This is a genomic window from Bordetella genomosp. 1 (assembly GCF_002261335.1).
In the GTDB taxonomy this organism is placed as follows: domain Bacteria; phylum Pseudomonadota; class Gammaproteobacteria; order Burkholderiales; family Burkholderiaceae_B; genus Bordetella.
Genome location: NZ_NEVL01000003.1, coordinates 739,685 through 751,981 on the forward strand (window position 1 = coordinate 739,685; position 12,297 = coordinate 751,981).

Genomic DNA, 12,297 nt, shown 5'->3' on the forward strand with positions numbered 1-12,297 from the left:
ACACACAGGAGACATACCCATGCGACATACCCTGCTCGGCCTCAGCGCCGCCCTGGCCTGCAGCTTCGCCGCCGCGCCGGCCCTGGCCGCCGACACCTTCCCGGCCAAGCCGATCACGCTGGTGGTGCCGTTCGCGCCCGGCAGCGCCACCGACCAGATCGGCCGCGCCATTGCCCAGGGCATCACCGAACAGACCGGCACCGCGGTCGTGATCGAAAACAAACCCGGCGCCAGCGCCATGATCGGCGCGCAATACGTGGCCCGTGCGCAGCCCGACGGCTACACCGTGCTGATCACGACCAACACCACGCACGCGGCCAACGAGCACCTGTACAAATCGCTCTCGTACAACCCGGTGAAGGACTACGCGCCGATCACGCTGCTCGGCAAGGGCGGCCAGATCATGGTCGTGAACCCCAACGCCAAGGCCACCACGGTCAAGCAGTTCCTCGACGAGGCGCGCGCCAACCCGGGCAAGCTCAGCTTCGGCAGCGGCAGCTCGTCGAGCCGCATCGCGGGCGAACTGCTGCAGCAGATGGCGGGCGTGCAACTGCTGCACGTGCCGTACAAGAGCAACCCGCTCGCGGTCACCGACCTGCTCGGCGGCCAGATCGACATGATGATCACCGACACGGCCACCGGCCTGCCGCAGGTCAAGAGCGGCAAGCTGCGCGCCCTCGGCGTGACCGGCACCAAGCGCAGCGCGCTCGCGCCGGACGTGCCCACGATCGCCGAAGCCGGCGTGCCGGGCTACGAAATGGGCTACTGGTTTGCCGCCTATGCGCCGGCCGGCACGCCCGAGCCGCTGGTCAAGCGCCTGCACGAGCTGATGGTCAAGGCCACGGAAAGCAACGCGGCCAAGCAGTTCTACAGCTCGACCGGCACCGATCCCGTCACCTCCACCCCGCAGGAGCTCGCCGCGTTCCAGAAGGACGAGGCGGGCAAGTGGGGCGAGATCATCAAGAAGGCCGGCATCCAGCCCGAGTGAGCCCCCGCGCGCCTGCGCATGACGAAAAAAAACGCGGCCCAGGGCCGCGTTTTTCATGCACGGTGGCGCGTGGCCACCGGCGCGATCACTTGTCGACGAAGGCGCGTTCGAACACGTAGTCGCCGGGCTCGCCCACGCCGGGCGAGGCCTCGAAGCCGCGCTTGTCGAGCATCGCGCGGATGTCGGCCAGCATGTGCGGGCTGCCGCAGATCATGGCGCGGTCGACGGCCGGATCCAGCGGCGGCAGGCCGATGTCTTCGAACAGCTTGCCGTTTTCGACCAGCTCGGTGATGCGGCCTTGGTTGCGGAACGGCTCGCGCGTGACCGTGGGGTAATAGATCAGCTTGTCGCGCACGATGTCGCCGAAGAATTCGTTCTCGGGCAGCTCGCGCTCGATGAAGTCGGCGTAGGCCAGCTCGCTGGCGAAACGCACGCCGTGCAGCAGCACGACCTTCTCGTAGCGTTCGTAGATCTCGGGATCCTTGATGATGCTCATGAAGGGTGCGAGACCGGTGCCGGTGCCGAACAGGTAGAGATGCTTGCCCGGGCGCAGGTCGTCGACGACCAGCGTGCCCACGGGCTTGCGGCTCACCAGGATCGTGTCGCCCTCTTTCAGATGCTGCAGGCGCGAGGTCAGCGGACCGTCCTGCACCTTGATGCTCAGGAATTCGAGGTTTTCTTCGTAGTTTGCGCTGGCGATGCTGTAGGCGCGCATCAGCGGCTTGCCTTCGACTTCCAGGCCGATCATCACGAAGTGACCGTTGTGGAAGCGCAGCGCGGCGTCGCGCGTGCAGGTGAAGGAGAACAGAGTGTCGTTCCAGTGGCGCACGCTGAGCACGCGCTCGGTGTTGAAAGCTGCCATGTCGTTCTTGAGGATTGCGGCCGCTGGGGCCGGAAGGCATCGGCGCACGCCGAGACCGGAAAGTGGCGCAGGGGGAGCAGCGCGACGACGCCGGCGTGATGACGGACCCGATGCCGAACCGGCATCCGGCGCCAGGCCATCCTCGGCCGCGCGGCGGGCTGAAATCCCTGCCTTTTACCCTGCAACTCCCGCGGCCAGAGGCCTAGGGTTACTACGGATTCTACCCGATCCAGCTGATAATTGCTCTCATTAATCCGTAATACCCTTATAGCTTTTGCGTTGGGTCAAGCCCGGCGGACATGCGCAAAAGTTGGATCTTCACGGCCCCGACCCGGCGTGCGATCGGCCCGCCTCAGAGGCGTCTTATCCTGTCAGGAAGTTGAACGAAATCAGGGTTTTCTGGTATTGTCCGGCTCTCAGTTGATAATCATTTTCGTTAGCGCGACGCCGCGCCGACGAGCACCGGAGAGACCCTGATGTCGACCAAGCGCCCCTCGATCATTTCGATGCGTCCCCTGATGGCTGCCCTGGCCCTGGCCGGCGCGTCCGCCGGCTTTGCCTCCACGGCCTTCGCCGCCGAAGAGGTCAGCCTCTACACCACGCGCGAGCCCAAGCTGATCCAGCCGCTGCTCGACGCCTTCACCAAAGACACCGGCATCAAGGTCAACACCGTCTTCGTGAAAGACGGCCTGCTCGAGCGCGTGAAGGCCGAAGGCGCCAAGTCGCCCGCCGACGTGCTCATGACCGTGGACATCGGCAACCTGATCGACCTGGTCGACGGCGGCGTGACCCAGTCGGTGAAGTCCGACACGCTGAACTCGGTGATCCCGGCCAACCTGCGCGGCGCCGACGGCAAATGGTACGCCCTGTCGCTGCGCGACCGCGTGCTCTACGTCGAAAAAGACCTGAAGCTGGAGAAGTTCAACTACGAAGACCTGGCCGATCCCAAGTGGAAGGGCAAGGTCTGCATCCGCTCGGGCCAGCACCCCTACAACACCGCCATGATCGCGGCCATGATCGCCCATGACGGCGCCGAGGCCACCGAGAAGTGGCTGCGCGGCGTGAAGGCCAACCTGGCCCGCAAGGCCACCGGCGGCGACCGCGACGTGGCGCGCGACATCCTGGGCGGCATCTGCGACATCGGCCTGGCCAACGCCTACTACGTGGGCCACATGAAGAATTCGGAGCCGGGCACCGACGCGCGCAAGTGGGGCGATGCCATCAAGGTCATCCGCCCGACCTTCGCCAACGACAAGAGCCAGGGCACCCACGTCAACGTGAGCGGCGCCGCCGTCGCGGCCAACGCGCCGCACAAGGCCAACGCCGTCAAGCTGCTCGAATACCTGGTGTCCGAACCGGCCCAGACGCTCTACGCCCAGGCCAACTACGAGTACCCGATCCGCCAGGGCGTGAAGCTCGACCCGGTGGTGGCCAGCTTCGGCCCGCTCAAGGTCGACCAGCTGCCCGTCGCCGAGATCGCCAAGCATCGCAAGCAGGCCAGCGAACTGGTCGACAAGGTCGGCTTCGACAACTGATGTCCGGGATGCCCCGCCGCGCGCGGGGCATCGCGAGCGCCAGACCGGCAAAGCGGCTTCGTGCCGCTTTTGTGCTTTACAGCGGGCCCGCGCGCCCTGCCCGCTTCACGCATCTCACTGAACACGCATGCACATCGAATCGACCGCGCGTGCCGCTCCCGCCCGGGGCTGGCGACTGCGCCGCTCCGAACGCGGCGGCGGCTGGCTCGCCGGCGCCCTGCTGATCGCGCTGGCCGTGCTGGCCCCCATCGCGGCGCTGGTGTGGTGGGCGGCCGACGCCGACCTCGCCCACTGGCAGCACCTGGCGCGCTTCGTGCTGCCGCAGGCGCTCACCAACACCGCCATCCTGCTGGCCGGCGTGGGCGTGCTGGTCACGTGTCTGGGCACCGGCGCGGCCTGGCTGGTCACGGCCTATGAGTTTCCGACCCGGCGCATGCTGACCTGGGCGCTGCTGCTGCCGCTGGCCGTGCCCACCTACATCATCGCCTTCGCCTACCTGGACCTGCTGCACCCGATCGGGCCGATCCAGAGTGGCATCCGCACCCTGCTCGGCTACGACAGCCCGCGCCAGTTCCGCCTGCCCGACCTGCGCTCGATCTACGGCGCCATCTTCGTGCTGGGCTTCGTGCTCTACCCCTATGTGTATCTCAGCACCCGCGTCATGTTCATGACGCAGGCCGCGAGCCTGCTGGAAGCGGCGCGCACGCTGGGCGCGGGGCGCTTCGGCGTGTTCACGCGCGTGGCGCTGCCGCTCGCGCGCCCGGCCATCGCGGTCGGCGTTAGCCTGGCCCTGCTCGAGACGCTCAACGACATCGGCGCCTCCGAGTTCCTCGGCGTGCAGACCCTCACGGTGTCGGTCTACACCACCTGGGTCACGCGCAGCGACCTGGCGGGCGCGGCGCAGATCGCGCTCACCATGCTGCTGTTCGTGGTCGGCCTGATCCTGCTGGAACGCCACGGCCGCAAGCGCCAGCGCTACGCCAACACGCAGCGCATGCGGCCGATGCAGCCGCGCCGGCTGCACGGCGTGCACGCGCTCGCCGCCATCGTGCTGGGCTGGATCCCGGTGCTGCTGGGCTTCGTCGCGCCGGCCGCCTATCTGGTCTGGGAAACCTACAAGCGCCTGCACCTGGTGGGCGGCGTGTCGGGCCAGCTGCTGATGGGCCTGAAGAACACGCTGCTGATCGCCACCGCCGCCACCCTGATCACGCTGGTCTGCGGCCTGATCGTGGCCTGGGCCGGCCGCACCCTGCGCGAGAGCGCGCGCTTCAATCCCGGCCGCATGTGCGCCCGCGTCGCGAGCCTGGGCTATGCCGTGCCCGGCACCGTGCTGGCCATCGGCCTGCTCACACCCTTCACCTGGCTCGACCGGGTCGCCGGCGGCGTGTTCGGCGTCGAGGGCATGCTGCTGATGGGCAGCATGGGCGCGCTGGTGGTTGCGTACACGATCCGCTTTCTTGCGATCTCGACGGGCGGCATCGAGGCCGGCCTGGCGCGCATCCCGGCCTCGCTCGAACAGGCCTCGCGCCTGCTGGGCGAGACGCCCGCGGGCACGCTGCGCCGCGTCCACCTGCCGCTGCTGCGCCCGGCGCTGGCCGCGGCCGCGCTGCTGGTGTTCGTGGACACCATGAAAGAACTGCCCGCCACCCTGCTGCTGCGACCGATGAACTTCGACACGCTGGCGACCTGGCTCTACGCCGAGGCCGCGCGCGGCACCTACGAAGAAGGCGCGGTCGCCGCGCTGGCCATCGTGCTCGCGGGCCTGTTGCCGGTCATCCTGCTGGCACGAACGAATTTGAAGATGGGACATTGAGATGGCGTCCGACCTGCTGGAAATTTCGCATATCGCACTGGGCTACGACACGCCCGCCGGCCTCAAGGCCGTGGTGCGCGACCTGAGCCTGGGCCTGCCCGCCGGCCACATCGGCTGCCTGCTGGGCGAGTCGGGCTGCGGCAAGACCACCGTGCTGCGCAGCATCGCCGGCTTCGAGCCCGTGCGCGCCGGCCACATCGCGCTGGGCGGCCGCGTGCTCTCGTCGGCCACCGAACAGGTGGCCCCCGAACGCCGCAACGTCGGCATGATGTTCCAGGATTACGCGCTGTTCCCGCACCTCACCGTGAGCGAAAACGTGGCCTTCGGCCTGCGCAAGATGGAGCGCGCGGCCCGCACCGCGCGCGTGACCGAAATGCTGGAGCTGGTCGGCCTGGCCCACGTCGCGGCCAGCTACCCCCACGAAATCTCCGGTGGCCAGCAGCAACGCGTCGCCCTGGCCCGCGCCCTCGCCCCCTCCCCCGAACTGCTGCTGCTCGACGAACCCTTCTCGAACCTCGACGTCGACACCCGCGAACGCCTCGCCTTCGAGGTCCGCGACATCCTCAAGACCACCGGCCACACGGCCATCCTCGTCACCCACAACCAGGCCGAAGCCTTCGCCATCGCCGACCGCATCGGCATCATGGCCAATGGCGAGATCGCGCAGTGGGACACCCCCTACAACCTGCGCCACACCCCCGCCAGCGATTTCGTGCGCGACTTCATCCGGCGGGAGACGCTGGTGGAGCAACGGGAGCAGGCTTATGCGCGGGGAAGGTGAGGTGGGCAGTTTAGGTGTGGGGAATCGTTGAACGGACGCGGTGCATATGCTGGCTTGCGAATGCCGGCAGTTCTTTGCAAGTGCATCGTCAAACAACCTGTTCTACCCGCTTGATCGCACCATGACAAAGCGTCTGTAGAGGGATATTCCCGAGCACCCACCGCGCATGCCGAACTGACTTTGGCCATGTTGCTGCAACGATTGGCACATGTCGATCAACCTGCGATAGCGTTGCTGCCCCGTCTACCACCATCTCCTCCCTTCAAAAACCAACTAAGTCTTCCCACAGAAGGGGGAGTCGATTTGGCCCGCCAGCAGCTCGTTCTGGACAGCTACGTCCGTCCGTAATTTCGCCTTTAGAAACAGTGCTCACACAAAGTAAATATTTTGTATAATAACGGAACCAACTGTTACCGACCTCGTCGGGCCGGCGTTATTTTGCGGCAGTTGCTCTTACCTTTCGAAGATAAGAACTCGGTTTCCAAGAACAAAACTTAAGAGACATGCGATGAACGATCAAGAGAAGGCGCCAGGTGTTCGACCGGGGTTCCATCCAGCGTTTGATATGCAGCCCTTCAGCGAGACGGAGCGTGGAATCCTTCAGAACCTTTCATCAGAGTTCTATCTGACGAGTCACGGAGGCAATGCGTTTCTCGGAAAGAATGCGCAGTATCGCTACTTCCTCCTTAAGGTGCCGAGCGAATATGCCGAAGAATTTAACCTGAAACGAGAAGTCGTATGCATTTTTTCTGCATATCCGAACTTTGAGCCGCGCGCCCTTGACGTCTACGAGGTCGCTCTCCGTCAGTATCAAGGGTTACGCCTTGAGAATGTAAGTCGAATCCTGATTGCTTCCGATCCAGAAGTCGAAACGGCCCTGAATGACTTGATCAAGTCGAACCCAGAACAGCCAATCATCATCCCATTCACATACTCCGAACTCGGAAAAGCGGTTTCGCCGAACTTTCTGCGCGCACGATTTCGGAAGTATTTTTTCACACGCAATCTGTTCAATTTCTTTTCGCCGCTCCAACGGGATTTGTACTTTTTCGGACGAACACAAAAAGTCCAGCATCTCATCGCACGCTATGAGAGCAGCGAGAACTCGGGCTTATTTGGCCTCCGCCGCAGCGGCAAGACGTCTGTAATCTACGGAGTGGAAAGGGCGATGTCCGCACGCGGCAAGCGAACCGTGACTGTCGACTGCCAAAGCCCTAGCGTCCATCAACTCAGATGGAATGAGCTTCTACATAAGGTTGTGGAAGAAGTTCACAAAGCCAAAGAGTCAAAAATCCGACTCTCGGAGCGGTCGTCGTACACACCTCAAGATGCAGCCTCATTATTCGAGCAGGAGATGTTGCGGGTCCATGCATCGAAGAAGGCTGAGTCGATTCTGCTTATTTTTGACGAGATCGAACGCATCTCACCTGATACCGCGTCTTCGGAACATTGGCGAAGCCAGGACGATTTCGTGTTCTTTTGGCAATCCATGCGGGCTTTCTTCCAACGAAATCGGGGCGTATTTACGTTCATGATCGTTGGAACCAATCCGGCGTGCATTGAGGCCAGTACGGTAAATGGGCAAGACAACCCTATATTTGGGTCGCTACCGCGCGACTACCTTACTCCCTTCGATGCTGACCAAGTAGCAGAGATGGTAGGCCGACTTGGACGGTACATGGGACTTACATTTGATCCTATGCTCTTTGGGCGACTCACGGACGACTTCGGAGGGCATCCCTTCCTGATTCGTCAAGTGTGTAGTGAGATTCATGATCTAGCCCCGCGCGATCGCCCTGCCTGGGTAGATAAACCATTGTATGAACAGGCCGTCGGAAGCTTCAAGAAAAAGTCCGCTCCGTATCTGAGCATGATCCTTGATGTGCTAGCAGAACAGTACAAGGACGAGTATGAAATGCTGAGGTATTTGGCGTCTGGTGACGTCGATGCATTTAACGAACTTGCTCATGATAGCGATGCATATACGGACCACCTTCGTGGCTACGGTTTGGTCACAGTTTCGGAACACGGCACTTCATTTCGCATCGAATGCATCAAGGATTTCATGCTTGATCGGCATAAATACATGTCGCTATCGCTGTCAGCAGAACAACGCGAGGCTGAAGTCAGCGAGAGACGTATTCGCCTTGAGCAAGGCTTTCGCAAGATCATTCGCAACCAACTCAAGGCCGCGTTTGGCGCTAAAGTTGCGCGCGAGAAGCTGTTGGCGGCGGTACCTGAAAAGCGCCGTGAGAACTTAAGTGGATTCGATCTCGATCAAATTTTTGCTCCGAATGATAGTCCGCTTTACCTTTTGGAACTAATACAACTCCTGTCTCGCGAGTGGGAATCTTTCAAGCACATATTTCCCTTCGAGAAGGACAAGGCAGTTTGGATGTTGACAGAAATCAACTCGATGAGGCGCGATGCGCATTCAAATGAAATATCTAGCGAAGCTTTGAATGACCTCCGCATTTTCTTCGGAAGATTCGATCCCGTGATCGATGAGTGGGCTTGAAGACTTTCTCCAAGACTGATATGCGTCAACACAGCATTAGGGCGTCATGTCGCGAGCCATGCGACCGAGCCTGTGCCAACTCCAGCGGAATGCATCCAGCCAACTTTGAGTAGCAGGGTTTAGGCTTCGACACGAAGTCGGCTAGGGGTGCAACGGCCGAGATCAGCCCTCCACAGCTCCGGCGCACCATACCGCCGCACATGAGTGCACAAAGACTAAGTTCTGCGCTCCCCGAAAAGAAGGGAACGCGCAACCAACCCAAAAAACCGGCCACGCGGCCGGTTTTCATTCCTGCAAGCGAGCGTGTTACCCCCCCTCACCCCTTAACCGCCGGCAACGGAATGAACTCGCTTTCATCCCCCGGCACGATCAGATCGAAGCGGGTGCGGGTCCAGTCGTCCTTGGCTTGTACAATACGGTCCTTGTTGCCGGAGACGAGGTCCGCCCGGTGAAGCGCGCCGTTCTGCGGTTCTCGCAGCACAGCGCAGTCCGAGGGCGCTCAGACCCTCAGGCATGATCCAACAACGGGGCTTGAGGGCGACGCCGTCGACCTCGACCTAGCGCTGCTTTAGGTAGGTTGGCCGCTCTGCCATATACGCGACCGGATCTTGCCGCGGGCCGGCTTGTATTTGGATGACTCGTCGCCAGTAAGGCATCAAATTACTCTTTCGGAGAGCCCGTCGAAAAACATGGCCAGAAGCTTTATTCACAGCGGCATCACTGACTTTTAGCCCTCATTATGAGCATTTCTGCAAAATCATAGGCTCTGTTCTTTATTTGTTCGGCGACTGCGTTTTCCGTCTGAACAATCGGATTTTCAATCCAAAGCCTTTCCTGCCATGGCAAAGCCGAAATCGCTCTGGCCGCCTCATCAAATCCATTACTCCAGAATACTCCGGCCACGTTGTAGCTTCGCCGATACAGTTGGCCAACAAGTGCCTCCACATCTTTAATGGATGAGCCGTGTGAATGCGATGAAAGAATGCAGATATCCGCATCGCAGAAAAATTTCTTGAAATAGTTTTCTGGACTCAAATAGGTAGCTCGCATTTCCTGGAAGCTACGATTCGCTGTGAACAGCGTTTGGAGTCTCTTTGGCGCTCTAGGATGCCGAATATCTTTAAGCGTGTTTTTGGGAAGTCGTTTATACGACTCTTGACAGAGGGCCTGCACTAAAAACCTCTGGAAAGATGTTTTCCCTGTGTTGTTATCACCAATAAGCACATACGCCCAGTTCGAGAACATTCCGACTTCCTCACATAGCACGATGAGTGCCCTCTATTCGATGAACGATTAGATCAGCCACGTTGCATTAGGTTGGGTGCCGTCCACCCCTAGAATTCCCAATGCAGCCAAGATCGGGACTACGTAGTTGACAACTCTAGTGTTACCGTTGGCTTCTCGCGCGGCCATGCAAAGAGGACCTGAATGTTCAGCAGTCTGGTTCGAGCGGATTTCGCATGCGTTCGAGGCACCGTGCCCATGCGCGACTAGATAACGTAACACCGCCAAAAATGCCGTTCGGCGAATGATTATCGGAGAACCTCCCGCCGTTGCGATTTCCACAGCATCGCGGTCGACCGCTTCTACGGTAAAGGCCCGACCGACTGCATCATCGGGCGTTCTTAAATCAGTCAATCCTTCAATTCTTGGCCAAACATGAAGGAGAGAGTTATTCAACAACGCGTCCATATAGTCACCTTTCTACGTTGAACCAATGAGTGAAGCAGATAGTAACTTGTTGTGACATAAAGAACAAGAAGCATGGTAGATCCATTTCAGATCAAAAGCAGCCTCCGCGCCCGATCCCAAGCCCGCCTGCGCACCTTCATGTAAATTTATGAGAGTTGCGCATTAAGTGCGCGTTCTCGCGCAAGAAAAACCGGCCCTGCGGCCGGTTTTAATTCCTGCAAGCGAACCTATACCCCCCTCACCCCTTAACCGCCGGCAACGGAATGAACTCACTCTCATCCCCCGGCACGATCTGGTCGAAGCGGGTGCGGGTCCATTCGTCTTTGGCTTGTTCGATGCGGTCCTTGCTGCTGGAGACGAAGTTCCACCAGATGAAGCGCGGGCCGTCGAGGGGTTCGCCGCCGAGCACGGCGAAGCGGGCGGCGCTCAGGGCCTTGAGCGTGACCGGACAGCCGGGCTTGAAGACGATCAGGCGGCCGGGTTCGAAGACGACGCCGTCGACCTCGACCTGCCCTTGCACCAGGTAGGCGGCGCGTTCTTCGTATTGCGCGTCCAGGTCAAGGCGTGCGCCGGCCTGCATCTGGACGTCGCCGTAGAACAGCGGCGACAGGGTCTTCACCTTGGAGGTCTGGCCGAACAGCGTGCCGGCGACGACCTGGGCGCGCACGCCCTCGCCTTCGACCACGGGCTGCGCGTCGAGGCCGTAGTGGGTGAAGCCAGGATCGGTTTCCTCGTGCTGGCGCGGCAGGGCCACCCAGGTCTGCAGGCCGAACAGGCGCTGCGGGCCCTTCCGACTCTCGGGCGAGGAGCGCTCGGAGTGGACGATGCCGCGGCCGGCGGTCATCCAGTTGACTTCGCCCGGGCTGATGAGCTGCACGTGGCCCACGCCGTCGCGGTGCACGATGCCGCCTTCATACAGGTACGTGACCGTCTCCAGGCCGATGTGCGGGTGGGGCCGCACGTCCATGCCGGCGTTGGCCGGGAACAGGGCCGGGCCCATTTCGTCGAGGAACACGAAGGCGCCCACCGAGCGGCGTTGCGCCGAGGGCAGCGCGCGCTTCACTTCGAAGCCGCCGAGGTCGGAGGAGCGCGGCACGACGACGGTGTCGACGGCGCTGGCGGGGTCGGAATGGGAGAGATCGGACATGAGGCACCTGAAAGCGTGAGAGTGAGGGTCCGGGCGGCGCCCGGCGGGGGAATGGCAGCGGGTCGGTCAGGGGCAGCCCGGGGATCTCCCCCGGGCCGCGTTCACTTTACGGCAGATCGAACACCAGCACTTCGGCGGCGTCGCCGTGCTCGATGCGCACGCTGGCCTCGCCTTCGAGCGACACGGCGTCACCGGCCTGCAGCACCTGGCCATTGACGGTCAGATTGCCACGCGCCAGATGGACCCAGGCGCGGCGGCCGGCCGACAGCGGCAGCTCGGCGGTCTCGGCGCCGTCGAACAGGCCGGCGTAGAGACGTGCGTCCTGGTGGATCACCATCGAACCATCGGCGCCATCCGGCGAGATCACCTGGACCAGCTTGCCGCGCTTGTCGTCGGCCGTGTACGTCTTCTGATCGTACTCGGGCGCGATGCCGACCACGTTGGGCTCAATCCAGATCTGCAGCATGTGCGTGCCGGCGTCGGGCTGCGGGTTGAACTCCGAGTGGAGCACGCCGCGGCCGGCGCTCATGCGTTGCACGTCACCCGGGCGGATGGTGGAGCCGGTCCCCATGCTGTCCTTGTGGGCGACGGCGCCGTCCAGCACGTAGGTGATGATTTCCATGTCGCGGTGGCCGTGCGTGCCAAAGCCCCGGCCGGCGGCGATGCGGTCGTCGTTGATCACGCGCAGCGGGCCGAAACCCATGTGGGCGGGATCGTAGTAGTTGGCGAACGAAAAGGTGTGCCAGGAATCCAGCCAGCCGTGGTTGGCGTGACCGCGTTCGGCAGCGGGGCGAAGAGTGATCATGGTGGAACTCCTTGATTTCGATTTGATGAACGGTTTGATCCGAGGGGCCCTGGCGGCCTATTCCGCCTGGCCCTCCGGTGTCGTTCACCGGATGAATCACATTCTGCGCGTCCGGCCCGGCCTTGAGATGGCGCGGTTTTGATGAGATCATTCAAA

At 61.9% G+C, this 12,297-nt stretch carries 11 protein-coding genes and 1 pseudogene; 6 read left to right on the forward strand and 6 right to left on the reverse strand.

The features are described from left to right. The first annotated feature begins 19 nt into the window (after positions 1–19). Positions 20–988 (forward strand): Bug family tripartite tricarboxylate transporter substrate binding protein, encoded by a 969-nt coding sequence (locus CEG14_RS11770; protein ID WP_094826540.1) that lies wholly within the window; start codon positions 20–22, stop codon positions 986–988. 85 nt (positions 989–1,073) lie between these two features. Here CEG14_RS11770 and CEG14_RS11775 read toward each other — a convergent pair whose 3' ends face one another. Then, complete coding sequence (locus tag CEG14_RS11775; protein WP_094826541.1) at positions 1,074–1,850, reverse strand: ferredoxin--NADP reductase; 777 nt, start codon at positions 1,848–1,850, stop codon at positions 1,074–1,076. A gap of 473 nt (positions 1,851–2,323) precedes the next feature. Here CEG14_RS11775 and CEG14_RS11780 point away from each other — a divergent pair, with 473 nt between their 5' ends. The 4 genes from CEG14_RS11780 (at position 2,324) to CEG14_RS25710 (ending at position 8,497) form a co-directional block, all read left to right on the forward strand. After that, positions 2,324–3,385 (forward strand): Fe(3+) ABC transporter substrate-binding protein, encoded by a 1,062-nt coding sequence (locus CEG14_RS11780; RefSeq protein ID WP_094826542.1) that lies wholly within the window; start codon positions 2,324–2,326, stop codon positions 3,383–3,385. Positions 3,386–3,512: 127 nt separating this feature from the next. Continuing rightward, positions 3,513–5,198, forward strand: coding sequence for an ABC transporter permease (locus CEG14_RS11785; RefSeq protein ID WP_094826543.1), 1,686 nt, complete (start codon positions 3,513–3,515; stop codon positions 5,196–5,198). A gap of 1 nt (position 5,199) precedes the next feature. After that, positions 5,200–5,979, forward strand: a complete 780-nt coding sequence (locus tag CEG14_RS11790; RefSeq protein WP_094826544.1) for an ABC transporter ATP-binding protein — start codon at positions 5,200–5,202, stop codon at positions 5,977–5,979. Between the two features lie 508 nt (positions 5,980–6,487). Next, positions 6,488–8,497 carry an AAA family ATPase gene (locus tag CEG14_RS25710; RefSeq protein WP_143277204.1) on the forward strand — a complete coding sequence of 670 codons (2,010 nt, stop codon included), beginning with the start codon at positions 6,488–6,490 and terminating at the stop codon, positions 8,495–8,497. A gap of 316 nt (positions 8,498–8,813) precedes the next feature. Here CEG14_RS25710 and CEG14_RS26355 read toward each other — a convergent pair. The 5 genes and pseudogenes from CEG14_RS26355 to CEG14_RS11800 all read right to left on the reverse strand — a co-directional run. After that, positions 8,814–8,939 (reverse strand): annotated as a pseudogene (locus CEG14_RS26355) (pirin family protein); the annotation flags it as partial. A gap of 275 nt (positions 8,940–9,214) precedes the next feature. Beyond that, positions 9,215–9,742, reverse strand: coding sequence for a hypothetical protein (locus CEG14_RS25715; RefSeq protein WP_143277205.1), 528 nt, complete (start codon positions 9,740–9,742; stop codon positions 9,215–9,217). A 48-nt stretch (positions 9,743–9,790) separates the two neighbouring features. Beyond that, entirely contained in the window at positions 9,791–10,189 is a 399-nt protein-coding gene (locus tag CEG14_RS25720; RefSeq protein ID WP_141243330.1) for a hypothetical protein, read from the reverse strand. A gap of 238 nt (positions 10,190–10,427) precedes the next feature. After that, positions 10,428–11,336 (reverse strand): pirin family protein, encoded by a 909-nt coding sequence (locus tag CEG14_RS11795; RefSeq protein ID WP_094826545.1) that lies wholly within the window; start codon positions 11,334–11,336, stop codon positions 10,428–10,430. 106 nt (positions 11,337–11,442) lie between these two features. Then, positions 11,443–12,141 carry a pirin family protein gene (locus CEG14_RS11800; RefSeq protein ID WP_094826546.1) on the reverse strand — a complete coding sequence of 233 codons (699 nt, stop codon included), beginning with the start codon at positions 12,139–12,141 and terminating at the stop codon, positions 11,443–11,445. On the opposite strand from CEG14_RS11800, the gene CEG14_RS26360 reads away from it, so the two are divergent. Then, positions 12,140–12,283 (forward strand): hypothetical protein, encoded by a 144-nt coding sequence (locus CEG14_RS26360; protein WP_179280586.1) that lies wholly within the window; start codon positions 12,140–12,142, stop codon positions 12,281–12,283. The genes CEG14_RS11800 and CEG14_RS26360 overlap by 2 nt on opposite strands. Positions 12,284–12,297: the final 14 nt, after the last annotated feature.